Here is an 18,110-nt window from a genome sequence, read left to right on the forward strand (position 1 = left end):
AAGGTTATCTTGTTTGCCATTTTAGCTCCGGGTTGTGCTCGACAAGACACAAGAGTGTTTTGAACGCCCTTTAGGGCGGCTCGAAGAGCGAGCGGAGCGAGTAAATGCTCAGTATCAAGATGCTGATTGCATTTTCCCCAGAAATCAGTAAAATTTTCGGGCTTTTAATATGACACCCGGGCTCCGTTCCTCGATGGGGCCCGGTTGTTTTATTCACACAAGAGGATGTTATGGTTACTATTCGTTTAGCTCGTCACGGCGCTAAAAAGCGTCCGTTCTACCAGGTTGTTGTTACTGACAGCCGTAATGCACGCAACGGTCGCTTCATCGAGCGCGTTGGTTTCTTCAACCCACTGGCCTCTGGCGCAGAAGAAGAAACTCGTCTGGATCTGGATCGTATCGCTCACTGGGTTGGCCAGGGCGCTACTGTTTCCGATCGCGTTGCTACGCTGATCAAAGCAGCAAACAAAGCAGCTTAATCTGTCACGGTGGTCATGATGAGCAATAAAGCACCTGTTGAACCGATCGTATTGGGAAAAATGGGTTCTTGCTACGGTATCCGTGGTTGGCTCAGAGTGTTTTCCTCCACTGAAGACGCTGATAGCATTTTTGATTACCAGCCCTGGTTTATCCAGAAGGCCGGTAAGTGGGAAGAGGTCGAGCTGGAAAGCTGGCGTCACCACAATCAGGACATCATCATCAAGCTGAAAGGCGTTGACGATCGTGATGCCGCGAATGCGCTGACTAATTGTGAAATTGTCGTGGATTCGTCGCAGTTGCCACAGCTGGAAGAGGGCGACTACTACTGGAAAGACCTTATGGGTTGCCAGGTGGTCACTACTGAAGGTTACAGCCTGGGGAAAGTCATCGATATGATGGAAACCGGGTCAAATGACGTTCTCGTCATTAAGGCAAACCTGAAAGATGCATTTGGCATCAAGGAGCGGTTGGTTCCGTTCCTCGATGGACAGGTTATCAAGAAAGTCGATCTCACTACTCAAACGATTGAAGTAGATTGGGATCCTGGTTTTTAAATTCTCCGGATAAACGGTAAAAGACGGCGCTATGTGGATTGGCATAATTAGCCTGTTTCCTGAAATGTTCCGCGCGATTACTGATTACGGGGTAACTGGCCGGGCAGTAAAAAATGGCCTGCTGAACATCCAGAGCTGGAGTCCTCGTGACTTTACTCATGACCGGCACCGTACCGTGGACGATCGTCCTTACGGCGGCGGACCGGGGATGTTGATGATGGTGCAACCCTTACGGGATGCTATTCACACAGCAAAAGCCGCGGCAGGTGGAGGCGCGAAGGTGATTTATCTGTCACCTCAGGGACGCAAGCTTGATCAAGCGGGCGTGAGCGAACTGGCGACGAATCAAAAGCTGATTCTGGTCTGTGGGCGCTACGAAGGGATAGATGAGCGCGTAATTCAAACCGAGATTGACGAAGAATGGTCTATCGGCGATTACGTTCTCAGCGGTGGTGAGTTACCAGCGATGACGCTGATTGACTCCGTCGCCCGGTTCATTCCGGGTGTACTGGGCCATGAAGCTTCGGCAACGGAAGATTCCTTTGCTGATGGGTTGCTGGACTGCCCACACTATACTCGACCTGAAGTGTTAGAAGGGATGGAAGTACCGGCAGTGTTACTGTCTGGAAACCATGCTGAGATACGTCGCTGGCGTTTGAAGCAGTCGCTGGGCCGAACCTGGCTTAGAAGACCTGAACTTCTGGAAAACCTGGCTCTGACTGAAGAGCAAGCAAAGTTGCTGGCCGAGTTCAAAACTGAACACGCGCACCAGCAGCATGAACATGATGGGAATGCGTAATACGCTCCCGAATATCAGTTTACCCAGGATAAGAGATTAAATTATGAGCAACATTATTAAGCAACTTGAACAAGAGCAGATGAAGCAGGACGTACCTTCCTTCCGTCCAGGTGACACCGTGGAAGTGAAAGTATGGGTTGTTGAAGGTTCCAAAAAACGTCTGCAGGCATTCGAGGGCGTGGTTATCGCTATTCGTAACCGCGGTCTGCACTCTGCATTCACTGTTCGTAAAATTTCCAACGGCGAAGGCGTTGAGCGTGTCTTCCAGACTCACTCTCCGGTAGTTGACAGCATTGCTGTTAAACGTCGTGGTGCTGTACGTAAAGCTAAACTGTACTACCTGCGTGAGCGTACTGGTAAGTCTGCTCGTATTAAAGAGCGTCTGAACTAAGATTCGCTTAAGCGACATCCTGTTAAAAAGGGCTGGCCGAAAGGCTGGCCCTTTTTTTATCCCATTACATCTCTCACATTAACTATTTTGTCATAAATCATTTACAATGCTGGCCTCTTCAGCGGAGGAACAGTGGATAACGTACTGCATCAGCACAACCGGAAGCGCACAGCGGCATTGACCGCGTTGTTTGCGATCCTGCTGATCGTGGTCGCACCGCTTATCTCTGTCTCGCTGCAAAAAGATCCCATGAGTGCCATGCCGGGTATGCATCATGACATGAGTATGATGTCGATGGATGAACAGCACACAGGGATGCAACACACGATGCCTGTCGACCATGCGGAAGCGTGCGGCTACTGCGTGCTGTTAGCACATGTGCCGGGCGTGATGCTGGCGCTGATCGTGCTGCTGAGTATGGTGCTGCAAAGGCTTCGCGTTAAGCCGCCTCGCCAGACGGTCAGCCACTGGCACTTTTTCCCCTGGCTCTATCCTGATACCCGCGCGCCGCCGTGCCGGTCTGCTTTTTCCCTTTAAAAAACAAAATCGTTCACTTTTTGCCTTAAAAAGGAAAAGTATGACTACCTGCACTCCGCGCGCAGCATGGGGAAACCTGCTGCGTCGACTCCATTTCTATGTTGGGTTGTTTGTCGGCCCGTTTATCTTTTTTGCCGCGCTGACCGGCACGTTGTATGTGGCAACGCCACAGCTGGAAAATGCGCTTTACCGGCATGCGCTACACACGGTTACCGTGGGTGAACCGCAGCCGCTGGCAAAACAAATTGCTGTGGCAGAAAACGCTGTCGGCGCAGAGCTGCGTTTACATGCCGTGCGTCCGGGTCTGATTGACGGTGAAACGACCCGCGTGATGTTCGCTGACCCGGCGCTTGGGCCATCGGAAAACCGGGCCATCTTTGTTGACCCCGTGAGCCTTGAGGTACGTGGTGATATGACGGTATATGGCACTAGCGGGATTTTGCCGCTGCGTCAGACCATTGATTATCTGCATACCTCGCTGATGCTGGGTGATGTCGGGCGGCTCTACAGCGAGCTGGCCGCCTCCTGGATGTGGGTGGCCGCGCTCGGTGGCATTGCCCTGTGGTTTTACACCCGACCAAAACGGCGTATTAACAATCGCTTCCAGAATCGGCGTCGTGTGCATGTGATCTTAGGCTGGACGCTGCTGGGTGGGATGTTGCTGTTCTCCGTAACCGGGCTGACGTGGTCTCAGTGGGCAGGGGGCAATGTTGATAAACTCCGGGCAGAGATGAACTGGCTGACTCCGCAGGTGAGCACCCGGCTTTCTGGCGCACCCACAAGCATGGACGAACATGCCGAACACCACGGTCATCATAGTGAAATGATGATGGCGGGGATGGGGATAGATCTGGCGCAGTTCGATAGCGTGTTGCATGCCGCCCGTAATGCGGGGATTGATGCGAACAAACTTGAGATCCGTCCGCCAAAAATGGCTGATCAGGCCTGGACGGTGACGGAAATCGATCGCCGATGGCCGACACAGGTTGATGCTGTCGCCGTTGATCCTCACTCCATGCAGGTTCTGGACAGAACGCGTTTTGACGATTTCCCGCTAATGGCAAAACTCACCCGCTGGGGCGTAGATTTTCATATGGGGATCTTGTTTGGGCTGATCAATCAACTACTGCTTATCGCGTTTGGCATTGCCTTGTGCGTGCTGATAATTTGGGGATACCGGATGTGGTGGATGCGTCGTCCTGCACGGTCGGCAGCGGATCCGGTGCAAACGCTTTGTCAGAGCTGGCTGGCGTTATCAGCCTGGGGAAGGGGGGCCACGATAGTCGTTAGCGTTCTGTTGGGACTGGCGTTGCCGGTGATGGGCATTAGCCTGGCGCTGTTTATTTTGCTCGACTGGCTGCGCTGGCGAGCGGCATCAAGCGTGTCGCTCGCCGGGTCATCCGCCAGGTAATCCTATGGCGCGCTGATTACTACCGCAACCCGGCGGTTTTCAGCGCGCCCTTGCGAGGTGCTGTTGCTGGCAACGGGATATTTTTTGCCTAATCCCCGCGTGGTGAGGTTACTGCGTGGGATATTCGCCCCCTTTGCCCAGGCGTCTGCCACGACGTTTGCGCGTTTTAACGACAGCGCTTCGTTGTAGCCCTCTTCTCCATAGTTATCCGTATGCCCGTCCATTCTTGCGTGGTTCAGGCCTGTTGCGGCCAGGCGTGATGCCATAGTCTGGATTTGTGATTCACTCTCCGGACGCAGTCTGGCGTCGTTTTTATCAAACAGAATTTTATCCGACAGTCCCAAAGACCAGTCGCCATTCAGTTCGTTAAAGCCGTAAGACTTCATTGCCGTAATTTGCTCTGGGGTGAATTTACCTTGCGGGGTCTGACAGCCAGACAGTGCCAGTGAGGCCAGTAACAACAGCGAGAAGTAACGCTTTAACATATCGTATTCCTTTCTAATATATTGTTTTTGTACGCTGGTTTTTGACCATGTACATGTTGCGGTCGGCTTGTTCCAGTAACGCCTCGACAGAGACATTTTCCCACGCCAGAGCAAAGCCAATGCTGAGTGACATCAATGCTGTGCGCCCGTTATGCAGATCAAACGGACGGGTAAACTGCTGCGACAGTGCAGCACAAATGCGTTGAACCTCAGGTTCAGAATGGACACCATACAGCACCATTGCAAACTCATCACCACCAAGACGGTATGAGAGATGGCGCTTATCACCGAACTCGACCATCCTGCTGGCGATTTCAATCAGTACGCAGTCTCCCGCAGCATGTCCCCAGGTGTCGTTGATATACTTAAAGTTATCACCATCGAGGAAGAGCAGGGCAGAGTTTGCTTTGGCAGAGGCGTCGTTCATCAATGCTGCAATGCTATTACGAAACGCGGCACGATTCGCCAGCCCGGTGAGAGGGTCATGCATGGCCGTGCGCATCAACTGGGCATTCGTCGCCTGCAGCTTAAGCTGCCATTCTTCCATTTCATCCAGCAGGCTGTTGAAGTCTTCACCAAACTGGTGAAATTCTTCGATGCGTCCTGCTTTTACCCGTCGGGAGAAGTTGCGGTTGGTACGTACATCATGGACAACATCGGTGATGTTTTGCATCGCCGTAACCATACCGTGATGCAGAGAACGTGTGATCGTGAGCGCGACGGTGGAAGCAAAAAGAATACAGCCAGTGAGAACGGCAAAGGACATCCAGATAAAATGGCTGATCAGGCTGTCACGCGCGGTAAGATGAATTTCGCCGATTGCATTGCCATTATGCATTATCGGCTGCGAGACGGGTTCAGGGAATAACCAGCGGCTGATCAACGCGCCCAGCGTATCCGTATTGTCTTCAGGATCCCATGACCAGTAAGCAAAACGTTTTTTGTGGTTGTCGAGCACTTCCGCTGCGGCAAATTGCCCCTGTTTGCCGAGGGTCGCAAGAGTTTCATTGGCTGCCAGTGAATCATTGAAAACCAGCGAGGCTTCAAGATTGTGGCTCATTGTTGCACCGGTTAATTCGAGGTTTTTTTGTGCATATTGCTTTAATGTCACCACAGAGGCAAAACACAGCAACAGCCATATAAATGTCATTGTTATTATGACACTTATCATACTGATACGCCGTAACGTTCTTTTAAACGTCGGACGTGGCTTTGGAGTGAAATCCTTATTCATGCTTTGTATTCCGTGCAAGCATTAATACATCCGGATTGACCCTTACGCCACTGCGAGACAGTGCATCCAGATTGACAGAGAACTTGACCCGGTTGTCATTGATAATCAGACAAAATGCACTGCCAATTACGCATTCCGGGTTTTGCTCTGAGATTAATAGCAATGCTCTGCCCTGGTATTGTCTTATTAATTCAAGCTGGCTGGCAGGTGATTCAGTTCCGAAATAAATCGCGTCGCACGTAGCGGACAGCGCTTCCTGATCGTTACGAACAATCACAGGAGTATACGGTAGCGGGTTTTGTCCCTTTTCACTACTGAGTGCCTGCACGTAGCGAGAAGAGGCATAAACACAGAGTTTGGGCTGACCAGAAAGTGCTGGCCACCGGGTATAGCTCACAATACCAGAAACAATTGAACGCACTGATTTATCGGTTTCTGCGAGCGCACCTGCAGCCGCTGAACCAGCCGTAAGAAACAGTATGAACACCAGAGTGAGTCGGAAAAAAGAGATCAAGAATGAATTTCTCACCAGAATCCGCCATATCGCTCCGGAAATAGATGTCCTTAAGAGTTGCTGGCAGAATACCATTGTTTATCAAAGCCGTCATTATGTCAGAAATGCGACTATGTCGACCTAAGTTAAATCCTACAATTGTATTTATTCAGAGTGTTAAAAATAAATTCAATTAAGCCTGCTTGCGCTCATGCTTTCATCCATTCCTTTTTGCCAGGACTCATGCAGTTTTACTGCATTTGCGGTGGCATCACAGCTGGCAGGAAACGATTTGCCCGCTAATCCCCAGGCGTGGAGGAAGCCTTCTTCACAGACTCTTTTCTGTCCATCGGCATAACCGCGGAGATATTCGCTACGATCAACATGCGGATCGTTAAAATTATCGGCCAGCAACTGGTTATCTTTAACCGGGAGGCCATTCATGGCGTCTTCTTTACCCGCGTCAAACCAGCTGGGGCTTGTCCAGTTGGGCTGGAACGTATAAGGATTGATTTGGCAGCCCGATAAAAGCAATACCATCAGCGCAGGAAGCATCGAACGCATAGCGACTCTCCTTTTTTCTTCAGCATAGCCTGGCAAAAGAATTTGTGAGTGTAATTTTAACTTTACGTTTTTATCGGCTGATTTTTGCAATAAAATGGCTTATGTAAAGTAATGTGTACGTATTTTGGATTGAAATCTTTACTTGTTGTGGTATCGTTGTTCCACCTCTTAGAGGAAAACAACTATCGCAAACGAGCCAGACAGGATCGCCATCATGCAAAAAGACGCGCTGAACAACGTACACATTACCGACGAACAGATTTTAATTACTCCGGATCAACTGAAAGCGGAGTTCCCGCTGAGTATTGCGCAGGAGGCTCAAATTGAGCACTCTCGCCAGACCATCTCTGACATTATCGCTGGCCGCGATCCGCGTCTGCTGGTGGTGTGTGGTCCATGCTCTATCCACGATCCTGAAACGGCTATTGAATACGCTCGTCGATTTAAAGCATTAGCGGAGGAGGTCAGCGATAGCCTCTACCTGGTGATGCGCGTCTATTTTGAAAAGCCACGTACCACCGTTGGCTGGAAAGGGTTGATTAACGATCCGCACATGGATGGCTCGTTTGATGTGGAAGCAGGCCTGAAGATTGCGCGTCGCCTGCTGGTGGAGCTGGTGAGCATGGGGCTACCGCTGGCAACAGAAGCGCTGGATCCAAACAGCCCGCAGTACCTGGGCGATCTGTTTAGCTGGTCTGCGATTGGTGCGCGTACGACTGAATCACAAACCCACCGTGAGATGGCGTCTGGCCTGTCGATGCCGGTGGGCTTTAAAAACGGAACCGATGGTAGCCTGGCGACGGCGATTAACGCGATGCGTGCCGCTGCGATGCCACACCGTTTTGTCGGTATTAACCAGGCTGGTCAGGTTTGCCTGCTGCAAACCCAGGGTAACCCGGACGGTCATGTGATCCTGCGTGGTGGTAAAGCACCGAACTACAGCCCGGCGGATGTGGCGCAGTGTGAAAAAGAGATGGCACAGGCAGGACTGCGTCCGGCGCTGATGGTAGATTGCAGTCATGGTAATTCAAATAAAGATTACCGTCGTCAGCCTGCGGTGGCGGAATCCGTGATTGCACAGATTAAAGATGGTAACCGTTCTATTATCGGTCTGATGATTGAGAGCAATATTCATGAAGGCAATCAGTCATCTGAACAACCGCGTAGCGCGATGAAGCATGGTGTATCCGTCACGGATGCCTGCATCAGCTGGGAAACCACCGATGCGCTGCTGCGTGAGATCCATAAAGATTTACACGGCCAGCTGGCGACGCGTCTGGCTTAAGAGGTTAGTTATGGTTGCTGAATTGACCGCATTACGCGATCAAATTGATGAAGTGGATAAGGCGCTGCTGGATCTTCTGGCGCGCCGCATGGCACTGGTTGCCGAGGTAGGTGAGGTTAAAAGCAAATACGGCCTGCCCATTTATGTACCGGAACGTGAAGCGTCCATGCTGGCATCCCGCCGGAAAGAGGCCCAGGCGCTGGGCGTTTCTCCCGATTTGATTGAAGATGTTTTGCGTCGCGTGATGCGGGAATCTTACTCCAGCGAGAACGATAAGGGCTTTAAAACCCTCTGTCCGTCGCTGCGTCCGGTGGTCATTGTGGGCGGGGCAGGTCAGATGGGGCGTCTGTTCGAAAAAATGCTGACGCTTTCTGGCTATCAGGTGCGCATTCTGGAAAAAGAGGATTGGGCACATGCGCCAGAACTCATGAAAGATGCGGGCATGGTTATTGTCAGCGTGCCGATCCATGTGACGGAGCAGATCATCGGGAAGCTTCCTCCGCTACCGGAAGATTGTATCCTGGTGGACTTAGCCTCCGTCAAAAATGGCCCGCTACAGGCGATGCTGGCTGCGCACACTGGCCCGGTGCTCGGTCTGCACCCCATGTTTGGCCCGGACAGCGGCAGCCTGGCAAAGCAGGTGGTTGTTTACTGCGATGGCCGTCAGCCGGAAGCCTATCAGTGGTTCCTGGAACAGATTCAGGTGTGGGGCGCGCGTTTGCACCGCATCAGCGCGGTTGAGCACGATCAGAACATGGCGTTCATTCAGGCGCTGCGCCACTTTGCGACCTTTGCATATGGGCTGCATCTGGCAGAAGAGAATGTACAGCTTGAGCAGTTGCTGGCGCTCTCTTCACCAATCTATCGGCTTGAGCTGGCAATGGTTGGTCGTCTGTTTGCACAGGATCCACAGTTGTATGCCGACATTATTATGTCGTCAGAAAACAACCTTGCGCTCATCAAACGTTACTATCAGCGATTTGGCGAGGCCATTACGCTGCTTGAGCACGGCGATAAACAGGCGTTTATCGACAGCTTCCGTAAAGTTGAACACTGGTTTGGTGATTACGCAAAACGTTTCCAGAGTGAGAGCCGCACGCTGTTACGTCAGGCAAATGACAGTCGCCAGTAATGTGATGATGTATATACTAAAAGCCAGCATTGCTGGCTTTTTTCATTTTGGGGAACTGTCATGGCTGAACTACAACAGCTGTTGAATTACACCGGGCATCTGCCGGAGTGCCCGACATGGAGCGCAGAAGAGAGTACGCTCTACTGGGCAGATATTCTGGAAGGGGAGATCCACCGTTACCATCTGCCTACGGCAGAACATACTGTGCTTTCCTTCCATGAAGAGGTGGGGTGTTTTGCCCTGCGTGAACGCGGTGGTTTTATCGTTGCGATGCGTAACGCCATCTGGCTCACCGATAATCACGGCCTGCTCCGGCGCAAGGTGTGCGATAACCCGTCTAACCCGCAGCTCGCGCGTTTTAACGATGGGGGAACCGACCATATGGGCCGTTTCTATGCGGGTACCTTCTGGGGGCCAGGGGACTACAACGGTGCAATGCTGATGCGTATCGACAACGACCTGACGCCGAAAGTGATCCAGTGTGATATCCACGGACATAACGGGTTAGCGTTTAGCCCCGATAAACAGTGGATGTTCACCTCCGATACGCCGAACGGTGTCATTTACCGTACACCACTCGATGAAAATGGGGAGCCTGGTCAACGTAAGGTATTTCATCGGTTCAAAGAGGGCGAAGGGATACCCGACGGCGCGGCAATGGATGTGGAAGGCTGCTACTGGAGTGCGCTGTTTGACGGCTGGCGCATAGCGCGGTTTTCTCCGCAGGGGGAACAGCTGGAAGAATATCGGCTGCCGGTGCGTTGCCCGACGATGGTCTGCTTTGGGGGGGATGACATGAAAACGTTGTTTATTACGACTACGCGGGAAAATATGGATGAGAATGAGGTGGCGCAATACCCGCTCTCTGGCGCTATCTTCACCCTGCCCGTCAGCGTAGCAGGGATGAAGAAAAGTCGTTTTATCGAACGTTAAGCCGGGTCAACCGGGACGACATTTTCGCTCGGATAACAGCCCAGTACTTTCATTGAACGGGTGATCTCGCCCAGTTCGCGCAGGGCTTTCTGCATGGATGCAGATTCCAGATTGGCCTGGATATCGAGGTAGAACATCTCTTCCCACGGATTGCCGTAAATCGGGCGGGATTCCAGCCGGGTCATGATCAGATTGTGATTGCGCAGTACCAGAAGAGCCTCAACCAGCGCACCCGCCTGTTGGCCGGTAGCCATCAAGAGAGTGGTTTTTGCCGGAACCTGGTCAGAGACATTGATTGCTTTGCGTGCCAGCACGATGAAACGGGTGATGTTTTGCGTCTGGTTTGCCAGATTACGCTCCAGTACCTGTAAGCCGTACAGCGCACCACCTGCTTCGCTGCCCAGTGCCGCTACCGTTGGAGAGTTTGTCTGCGCCACTTTTTCCATCGCCGCTGATGTACTTTCGGTGTACTCAATTTTCCAGTCTGGATAACGGTTCAGGAACTGGCTGCACTGCTGGAAAGGCTGCGGATGGCTATAGACCGTTTTGATGTTGCTCAGGTCGGTTGAGCCGGAGACCAGCACACAGTGATCGATAGGGATAGTTAACTCACCAACCAGTGACAGGCTGGTATGTTGCAGCAGATCGTATACATCGTTGATGGCACCGGAGCTGGTGTTTTCAATGGGTACGACGGCGTAATCGGCCTGGCCAGTTTCAACCTGATTGAAGATATCGGCAAATTTTGCACAGCCGCTCTCAATAAACTCTTCAAAATGGCGGGCTGCATACTGGCGTGCAGCCAGGTGAGAGTAAGAACCTTTTGGGCCGAGGAATGCAATGCGTGCAGAGTGCGGGTTGGTCTTGTTCAGATGTTGCTGCAGCAACGCTTGCTGGGTCAAAACGGAATCTTCGATAATGAGCTGGAACAGACGGGTAATGTAATGGGCATCCAGATGATGCACTTTGCCAAGCTGAACCAGACGTTCCAGCAAATCTCGCTCACGGTCGATATCACGCACTGGGCGATGAGAGTCCAGTTTGGCTTTGCCCACTTCGATGGCAAGAGCGCGGCGTTCTGCCAGCAGCGCCAGTAATTTCTCATCCAGTGCGCTGATTTTTACTCGCAGATCCAGTAACGGGTTTTCCGGTGTCATAGTGTTGCCTGTCTGTTTATCGTTATTAATAAAAAAGGCCCCCCGGTTTGGGAGGCCTTGTTGTTCGTCTTCGCATTCTTTATCACACGACGAAACGCCTCCCGTTCAGGGGAAGGTAAAAAAGAATGCGAAGAAAAACGGCGTATGTTTCATGAGTTCATCCTGTGGTTGATACCGTTAAAGTACCTGTACTGTTTTCACCCTGTCAATAAAAAACGCGCCCGAAGGCGCGTTGGCGGTATACTCAATTTAAAGGATTACTCTTCTTCAACTTCTTCCGCGAGGCTGGCGTCTTTCACCGATGTTGCGGCGCGACGGGCTTCGCCTTTGTGTTGCACTTTATTGAGCTGCCGTTCCAGCTTGTTGATCAAATCGTTAATAGCTGTGTACATATCTTCATGTTTTGCGCTGGCGACCAGATGGCCGTTTGGAGTATTGATAGTTGCGTCAGCGATGAAACCCTGTGGCTCCTTGGACAGAATGATATGCGGGTTAATCAAATGAGTTTGCCATTTATCCAGTTTAGCGAGACGGTCTGCGACGTGCTGGCGAATTGCCGGAGTAATTTCCATTTGTTTACTGGTAATGTTCATTGTCATAAATTTTACCTCTTGTCTTTCCGTCTTGGTGATTCCAGCATACCTGTCCTAATGTCAAAATGTGTGATTTAGATCACGTTATTTTGTCGGTTTTTGTCAGGGAATCTTTTTTGTGAGGCAAGGCAGGAAGAGGTGATATTTACCTTGTCGAAGGCAAAAATTGCAGTCATAGTTGATAGGATGTGTTGAAGCTAAACCGCTTCAGCTTATGGCGAAATCGAATAAAAAAACGGCAGCCCTGGGGCTGCCGTTTTGCGTTGAAGTCAATATCAGGTGTTGCTGCTGTTCGCGGCGATGATCTTCGCCACTTTGTCAGCCTGCGCGGTCATCTGCATCTGACGGTAAGCATTTTCCATCAGCTTCAGGCCATCGCGTGTTGCTTGTGTATCCGGGTAATCGCGCAGCATACCTTCGACACGGTTAACGACAGCAACCCATGCGCCACGGCGAGTGTAGTATTCAGCAACGGAGTATTCGTATTTCGCCAGGCGATCTTTCAGGAATACCAGACGTTTGGACGCGTCGGTCACGTACTGGCTGTTCGGATAGCCGCGCACCAGTTTGGAGAAGTCGTTGAATGCATCACGCGCGTGCTGCGGGTCACGGTCGGAACGATCCACACCGAAGAAGCCCTGCAGAGCACTGTCATCCAGCGCCATGTTAGTCAGACCGCGCATGTACATCACGTAATCGATGTTAGGATGAGTCGGGTTCAGACGCACGAAGCGATCGATAGTGGCCTGAGCCAACGGCAGATCGGCATTTTTATAGTAGGCGTAGATGAGATCTAACTGTACCTGCTGCGAATATGGACCAAATGGATAGCGATTATCCAGCGCTTCCAGTTGCGTTATCGCCTGTTTCCAGTTACCGTCCTGCAGTTTTTGTTGTGCAGTCGCATAGATTTCATTCGGCGGATTGTCAGGGACCTGTTCATTTGAACCGGAGCAGCCCACCAAAGCCAGGCTCAACGTGGCCGCTGCCACCAGATATTTCATGCGCGTCATGACGTTTTGACTTTCCTCAAATGTTTGTCCGGGAGAATCTCTGTTCCTGCTCCCGATTAAGACCAGCTACAATAGCACACTATATTAAACGGCAAAGCCGTAAAACCCAACGTTAAACAAAGAAGCAGTTTATGGCACAACGAGTAGAACTCACCGCAACAGTCTCCGAAAATCAGCTCGGTCAACGCTTAGATCAGGCTTTGGCCGAATTGTTCCCTGATTATTCGCGTTCACGCATAAAAGAATGGATCCTTGACCAGCGCGTGCTGATTAACGGCAAGATCTGGGACAAACCAAAAGAGAAAGTGTTAGGTGGGGAAGTTGTCGCCATCAATGCTGAAATCGAAGAGGACGTCCGCTTCGAGCCACAGGATATCCCGCTGGATATCGTTTATGAAGATGATGACATCCTGGTCATCAACAAGCCGCGCGATCTGGTTGTTCACCCGGGCGCAGGTAACCCTGATGGTACGGTGCTTAACGCACTCCTCCATTATTATCCGCCGATTGCTGACGTGCCGCGCGCCGGTATCGTTCACCGTCTGGATAAAGACACGACCGGTTTGATGGTGGTGGCGAAGACGATTCCTGCTCAGACTCGCCTTGTTGAATCACTGCAGCTGCGTGAAATCACGCGTGAATATGAAGCGGTAGCGATTGGTCATATGACTTCAGGCGGGACGGTAGAAGAGCCGATCAGCCGTCACCCAACCAAACGTACTCATATGTCCGTACACCCAATGGGTAAACCGGCGGTAACGCACTATCGCATCATGGAGCACTTCCGCATCCATACGCGCCTGCGTCTGCGTCTGGAAACCGGGCGTACTCACCAGATCCGTGTCCATATGGCACACATCACCCATCCGCTGGTGGGGGATCAGGTGTATGGTGGCCGTCCACGCCCGCCAAAAGGCGCATCGGATGAGTTCATCAGCGTATTGCGCAAATTCGATCGTCAGGCGCTGCATGCAACCATGCTGCGTCTTTACCATCCTGTCACCGGTATTCAGATGGAATGGCACGCGCCAATCCCACAAGATATGGTGGAGTTGATTGACGCGATGCGCGCTGACTTTGAAGAGCATAAGGATCAAGTGGACTGGTTATGACCAAACTGATTGTCCCGGAGTGGCCACTACCTGAAGGCGTGGCTGCCTGCAGTTCGACCCGTATCGGCGGGGTGAGTCAGGGCGCGTGGGAGTCTTTGAACCTCGGCGCGCATTGTGGTGACAACCTTGAACATGTTGAAGAGAACCGCAAGCGCATGTTTGCTGCGGGGAACTTACCGTCGAAACCGGTCTGGCTTGAACAGGTGCACGGTAAAGATGTGCTCATGCTTACAGGTGAACCTTACGCGTCTAAACGTGCCGATGCCTCTTACAGCAATACTCCGGGAACGGTTTGTGCCGTGATGACCGCCGATTGTCTGCCGGTACTGTTCTGCAACCAGGCAGGGACAGAGGTTGCTGCCGCACATGCGGGCTGGCGTGGACTGTGCGACGGTGTGCTGGAAGAGACTGTCGGCTGTTTCAACGATGACCCGGCCAATATCATTGCCTGGCTTGGCCCGGCTATTGGCCCTAAGGCGTTTGAGGTAGGGCCAGAGGTACGTGAAGCCTTTATGGCGAAAGATCCGCAGGCGGTGAATGCTTTCATGGCAACAGGTGAAAAGTATCTGGCCGACATTTACCAACTTGCTCGCCAGCGTCTGAATAATGTCGGGGTGACGCAAATCTTCGGCGGCGATCGCTGTACTCTCACCGAAACGGGTGATTTTTTCTCTTATCGTCGTGACAAGACGACGGGTCGTATGGCAAGTTTTATTTGGCTGATATAACCTAAAGAATCAAGACGATCCGGCACGTGCCGTTTTCTTTTCACATAATTCAGGTCATTAACCTTGAATAATTGAGGGATGACCTCATTTAATCTCCAGTAGCAAATTTGACCAGTTATGGGAGGAGTTATGCGTCTGGATCGTCTTACTAATAAATTCCAGCTTGCTCTCGCCGATGCCCAGTCCCTCGCACTTGGGCACGACAATCAGTTTATCGAACCTCTTCATTTAATGAGCGCCTTGCTGAATCAGGAAGGGGGATCGGTTCGTCCGTTATTAACCACTGCTGGCATTAATGCTGGCCAGTTGCGCACAGCCATCGATCAAGCGCTGAGCCGTTTACCGCAGGTGGAAGGCACCGGTGGCGACGTACAGCCGTCTCAGGATCTGGTGCGCGTGCTGAACCTTTGCGACAAGCTGGCGCAAAAAGGTGGAGACAACTTTATTTCGTCAGAGCTGTTTGTTCTGGCGGCGCTCGAATCACGCGGTACCTTGACCGACCTGCTGAAAACTGCCGGCGCAACCACTGCCAATGTGACTCAGGCGATTGAGAAAATGCGCGGAGGTGAAAGCGTGAACGATCAGGGAGCCGAAGACCAACGTCAGGCTTTGAAAAAATTTACGGTCGATCTGACTGAACGTGCTGAGCAGGGCAAACTTGACCCGGTGATCGGCCGTGATGAAGAAATTCGCCGTACTATCCAGGTACTGCAGCGCCGTACCAAAAACAACCCTGTGCTGATTGGTGAGCCTGGCGTCGGTAAAACGGCCATTGTTGAAGGGCTGGCGCAGCGTATTGTGAACGGTGAAGTGCCGGAAGGGCTGAAAGGTCGTCGCGTACTGGCGCTGGATATGGGCGCGCTGGTGGCCGGGGCGAAATACCGCGGTGAGTTTGAAGAGCGTCTGAAAGGTGTACTTAACGATCTGGCGAAACAGGAAGGCAACGTCATTCTGTTTATCGACGAACTGCATACGATGGTTGGTGCGGGTAAAGCGGACGGCGCAATGGATGCCGGGAATATGCTGAAACCTGCTCTGGCGCGTGGTGAGCTTCACTGCGTGGGGGCGACGACGCTGGATGAGTACCGTCAGTACATTGAAAAAGATGCCGCGCTGGAACGTCGTTTCCAGAAAGTGTTTGTCGCAGAGCCAAGTGTTGAAGATACCATCGCAATTCTGCGTGGTCTGAAAGAACGTTATGAGCTGCACCATCATGTGCAGATCACCGACCCGGCGATTGTCGCGGCAGCCACGCTTTCACACCGCTATATTGCCGATCGTCAGTTGCCGGATAAAGCCATCGACCTGATTGATGAAGCTGCATCAAGCATTCGTATGCAGATTGACTCTAAACCGGAAGAACTGGACAGGCTCGACCGTCGCATCATTCAGCTCAAGCTGGAACAGCAGGCGCTGAAGAAAGAGTCTGATGAAGCCAGTAAGAAACGCCTGGATATGCTCAATGAAGAGCTGGACGATAAAGAGCGTCAGTATTCTGAGTTAGAAGAAGAGTGGAAAGCGGAGAAAGCGTCACTCTCTGGCACTCAGACGATCAAAGCGGAGCTGGAGCAGGCAAAAATAGCTATTGAACAGGCGCGTCGCGTCGGCGATCTGGCGCGGATGTCTGAGCTTCAGTACGGCAAAATTCCTGAGCTGGAAAAACAGCTTGAGCTCGCGACACAGTCCGAAGGCAAAACAATGCGTCTGTTACGTAATAAAGTGACGGATGCGGAGATTGCCGAGGTGCTGGCGCGCTGGACAGGTATTCCGGTCGCTCGCATGCTGGAGGGCGAACGTGAAAAACTGCTGCGTATGGAGCAGGATCTGCATAATCGCGTCATTGGTCAGAACGAGGCGGTCGAAGCGGTTTCCAACGCCATTCGTCGTAGTCGTGCGGGCCTGTCCGATCCGAATCGCCCAATTGGTTCGTTCCTGTTCCTGGGGCCGACCGGTGTCGGTAAAACCGAGCTGTGCAAAGCGTTGGCTAACTTTATGTTCGACAGCGACGACGCGATGGTGCGTATCGATATGTCCGAGTTTATGGAGAAACACTCCGTATCGCGTTTGGTCGGTGCACCTCCGGGATATGTCGGTTATGAAGAAGGTGGCTATCTGACAGAGGCGGTTCGCCGTCGTCCTTACTCCGTCATCTTGCTGGATGAAGTGGAAAAAGCACATCCGGATGTATTTAACATCCTGCTGCAGGTGCTGGATGATGGCCGTCTGACGGACGGGCAGGGGAGAACGGTCGATTTCCGTAATACGGTGGTGATTATGACCTCGAACCTGGGTTCTGATTTGATTCAGGAACGTTTCGGTGAACTGGACTACAGCCATATGAAAGATCTGGTTCTTGGTGTGGTCAGCCATAGTTTCCGTCCTGAGTTCATCAACCGTATTGATGAAGTGGTGGTGTTCCATCCTCTGGGTGAGAAACATATTGCGTCGATTGCACAGATCCAGCTGCAGCGTCTGTACAAACGTCTGGAAGAGCGTGGATATGAAATCCATATCTCTGACGATGCGCTGAAGCTGCTGAGTGAAAATGGTTACGATCCGGTTTATGGGGCGCGTCCATTGAAACGCGCTATTCAGCAGCAGATTGAAAACCCGCTGGCTCAGCAAATCCTCTCCGGGGAGCTGATTCCGGGCAAAGTCATCCGTCTGGAAGCCAACGACGATCGCATTGTGGCAGTGCAGTAAGTCACAAAACACTAAAAACGGGCCGCTTGCGGCTCGTTTTTGTTTAAAAACCAGGCCAGAATTGAGGTCTGGGAAGTGATTTGCCTGGAAAGTGAGCGGTCGGTAAATAATTTTCACTTTATCCTTGCAGCTTCAGAATAACTCCCTATAATGCGCCTCCACTGACACGGAACAACGGCTTACAGGCCGCCGGGTTAGCGGGGTTCAGAGATGAACACCAGCAGAGAAAAGCAAAATAAAATGCTTGACTCTGTAGCGGGAAAGCGTAATATGCACACCCCGCGCCGCAGCGAAAACGAAGCGGCACTGCTCTTTAACAATTTATCAGACAATCTGTGTGGGCACTCAAAGTGACATGGATTCTTAACGTCCTCGGACGATAAATGAATACCAAGTCTCAACGAGTGAACACGTAATTCATTACGAAGTTTAATTCATTGAGCATCAAACTTTTAAATTGAAGAGTTTGATCATGGCTCAGATTGAACGCTGGCGGCAGGCCTAAC

The 18,110-nt window shown here is 51.7% G+C and carries 20 protein-coding genes and 1 other annotated feature; of the genes, 12 read left to right on the forward strand and 8 right to left on the reverse strand.

From position 1 onward, the window contains the following. The first annotated feature begins 230 nt into the window (after nt 1-230). The 6 genes from rpsP to ACHHZ6_RS11720 all read left to right on the forward strand — a co-directional run bounded on the left by rpsP (nt 231) and on the right by ACHHZ6_RS11720 (nt 4,172). Entirely contained in the window at nt 231-479 is a 249-nt protein-coding gene (gene rpsP, locus ACHHZ6_RS11695) for a 30S ribosomal protein S16 (RefSeq protein ID WP_022649067.1), read from the forward strand. A 15-nt stretch (nt 480-494) separates the two neighbouring features. Beyond that, the gene (gene rimM / locus ACHHZ6_RS11700) at nt 495-1,034 is read left to right on the forward strand and encodes a ribosome maturation factor RimM (protein WP_080330249.1); all 540 of its coding nucleotides are present in this window, start codon (nt 495-497) and stop codon (nt 1,032-1,034) included. Between the two features lie 31 nt (nt 1,035-1,065). Beyond that, nucleotides 1,066-1,833 carry a tRNA (guanosine(37)-N1)-methyltransferase TrmD gene (trmD, locus tag ACHHZ6_RS11705; protein WP_395122248.1) on the forward strand — a complete coding sequence of 256 codons (768 nt, stop codon included), beginning with the start codon at nt 1,066-1,068 and terminating at the stop codon, nt 1,831-1,833. Between the two features lie 43 nt (nt 1,834-1,876). Next, nucleotides 1,877-2,224 (forward strand): 50S ribosomal protein L19, encoded by a 348-nt coding sequence (rplS, locus tag ACHHZ6_RS11710; RefSeq protein WP_002914145.1) that lies wholly within the window; start codon nt 1,877-1,879, stop codon nt 2,222-2,224. Between the two features lie 132 nt (nt 2,225-2,356). Further along, nucleotides 2,357-2,761: a DUF2946 domain-containing protein gene (locus tag ACHHZ6_RS11715; protein WP_182272350.1), complete on the forward strand. Its 405-nt coding sequence runs from the start codon at nt 2,357-2,359 to the stop codon at nt 2,759-2,761. Between the two features lie 40 nt (nt 2,762-2,801). Next, nucleotides 2,802-4,172 carry a PepSY-associated TM helix domain-containing protein gene (locus ACHHZ6_RS11720; RefSeq protein ID WP_395122249.1) on the forward strand — a complete coding sequence of 457 codons (1,371 nt, stop codon included), beginning with the start codon at nt 2,802-2,804 and terminating at the stop codon, nt 4,170-4,172. 2 nt (nt 4,173-4,174) lie between these two features. On the opposite strand, the gene ACHHZ6_RS11725 is transcribed toward ACHHZ6_RS11720, so the two are convergent. From ACHHZ6_RS11725 to ACHHZ6_RS11740, 4 genes are all read right to left on the reverse strand, one after another. Continuing rightward, nucleotides 4,175-4,657, reverse strand: coding sequence for an OmpA family protein (locus ACHHZ6_RS11725; RefSeq protein WP_182918803.1), 483 nt, complete (start codon nt 4,655-4,657; stop codon nt 4,175-4,177). Between the two features lie 13 nt (nt 4,658-4,670). After that, a complete protein-coding gene (gene dgcN, locus ACHHZ6_RS11730; RefSeq protein ID WP_182272347.1) occupies nt 4,671-5,891 on the reverse strand; it encodes a diguanylate cyclase DgcN in 1,221 nt (406 codons plus the stop codon). Next, the gene (locus tag ACHHZ6_RS11735; RefSeq protein WP_395122250.1) at nt 5,884-6,420 is read right to left on the reverse strand and encodes a YfiR family protein; all 537 of its coding nucleotides are present in this window, start codon (nt 6,418-6,420) and stop codon (nt 5,884-5,886) included. The genes dgcN and ACHHZ6_RS11735 overlap by 8 nt, the downstream gene beginning before the upstream one ends. Nucleotides 6,421-6,573: 153 nt before the next feature. Continuing rightward, nucleotides 6,574-6,948 (reverse strand): DUF2799 domain-containing protein, encoded by a 375-nt coding sequence (locus ACHHZ6_RS11740; protein WP_395122251.1) that lies wholly within the window; start codon nt 6,946-6,948, stop codon nt 6,574-6,576. Between the two features lie 214 nt (nt 6,949-7,162). On the opposite strand from ACHHZ6_RS11740, the gene aroF reads away from it, so the two are divergent. Genes aroF through ACHHZ6_RS11755 form a run of 3 tightly spaced genes read left to right on the forward strand, consistent with a single transcriptional unit; the run spans nt 7,163 to nt 10,298 of the window. Further along, the gene (aroF, locus tag ACHHZ6_RS11745; RefSeq protein WP_182272344.1) at nt 7,163-8,233 is read left to right on the forward strand and encodes a 3-deoxy-7-phosphoheptulonate synthase AroF; all 1,071 of its coding nucleotides are present in this window, start codon (nt 7,163-7,165) and stop codon (nt 8,231-8,233) included. 10 nt (nt 8,234-8,243) lie between these two features. Then, nucleotides 8,244-9,365, forward strand: a complete 1,122-nt coding sequence (gene tyrA / locus ACHHZ6_RS11750) for a bifunctional chorismate mutase/prephenate dehydrogenase (RefSeq protein ID WP_182272343.1) — start codon at nt 8,244-8,246, stop codon at nt 9,363-9,365. Between the two features lie 60 nt (nt 9,366-9,425). Next, nucleotides 9,426-10,298, forward strand: a complete 873-nt coding sequence (locus tag ACHHZ6_RS11755) for an SMP-30/gluconolactonase/LRE family protein (protein WP_395122252.1) — start codon at nt 9,426-9,428, stop codon at nt 10,296-10,298. Here ACHHZ6_RS11755 and pheA read toward each other — a convergent pair. The 4 genes from pheA to bamD form a co-directional block, all read right to left on the reverse strand. Continuing rightward, on the reverse strand, nt 10,295-11,455 hold the full coding sequence (gene pheA / locus ACHHZ6_RS11760) for a bifunctional chorismate mutase/prephenate dehydratase (protein WP_182272341.1): 1,161 nt from the start codon (nt 11,453-11,455) through the stop codon (nt 10,295-10,297). The two genes, ACHHZ6_RS11755 and pheA, sit on opposite strands and share 4 nt — an antisense overlap. A gap of 28 nt (nt 11,456-11,483) precedes the next feature. Continuing rightward, nucleotides 11,484-11,609, reverse strand: a sequence feature (Phe leader region). Then, nucleotides 11,561-11,608 carry a pheA operon leader peptide PheL gene (pheL, locus tag ACHHZ6_RS11765; RefSeq protein WP_001386991.1) on the reverse strand — a complete coding sequence of 16 codons (48 nt, stop codon included), beginning with the start codon at nt 11,606-11,608 and terminating at the stop codon, nt 11,561-11,563. (Overlaps the previous feature by 48 nt.) Nucleotides 11,610-11,712: 103 nt before the next feature. Then, nucleotides 11,713-12,054 (reverse strand): ribosome-associated translation inhibitor RaiA, encoded by a 342-nt coding sequence (gene raiA / locus ACHHZ6_RS11770; RefSeq protein ID WP_181620429.1) that lies wholly within the window; start codon nt 12,052-12,054, stop codon nt 11,713-11,715. 269 nt (nt 12,055-12,323) lie between these two features. Further along, nucleotides 12,324-13,061 carry an outer membrane protein assembly factor BamD gene (bamD, locus tag ACHHZ6_RS11775; RefSeq protein WP_182272340.1) on the reverse strand — a complete coding sequence of 246 codons (738 nt, stop codon included), beginning with the start codon at nt 13,059-13,061 and terminating at the stop codon, nt 12,324-12,326. 131 nt (nt 13,062-13,192) lie between these two features. Here bamD and rluD point away from each other — a divergent pair, with 131 nt between their 5' ends. The 3 genes from rluD to clpB all read left to right on the forward strand — a co-directional run bounded on the left by rluD (nt 13,193) and on the right by clpB (nt 17,604). Beyond that, complete coding sequence (gene rluD / locus ACHHZ6_RS11780) at nt 13,193-14,173, forward strand: 23S rRNA pseudouridine(1911/1915/1917) synthase RluD (RefSeq protein ID WP_182272339.1); 981 nt, start codon at nt 13,193-13,195, stop codon at nt 14,171-14,173. Beyond that, nucleotides 14,170-14,901 carry a purine nucleoside phosphorylase YfiH gene (yfiH, locus tag ACHHZ6_RS11785; protein WP_182272338.1) on the forward strand — a complete coding sequence of 244 codons (732 nt, stop codon included), beginning with the start codon at nt 14,170-14,172 and terminating at the stop codon, nt 14,899-14,901. Before rluD ends, yfiH begins: the two co-directional genes overlap by 4 nt. A gap of 129 nt (nt 14,902-15,030) precedes the next feature. Next, nucleotides 15,031-17,604, forward strand: a complete 2,574-nt coding sequence (gene clpB / locus ACHHZ6_RS11790) for an ATP-dependent chaperone ClpB (protein WP_182272337.1) — start codon at nt 15,031-15,033, stop codon at nt 17,602-17,604. Nucleotides 17,605-18,110 lie beyond the last annotated feature (506 nt).

The sequence above is a fragment of the Enterobacter cloacae complex sp. 2024EL-00214 genome (assembly GCF_043945575.1).
Taxonomy (GTDB): domain Bacteria; phylum Pseudomonadota; class Gammaproteobacteria; order Enterobacterales; family Enterobacteriaceae; genus Enterobacter; species Enterobacter cloacae_P.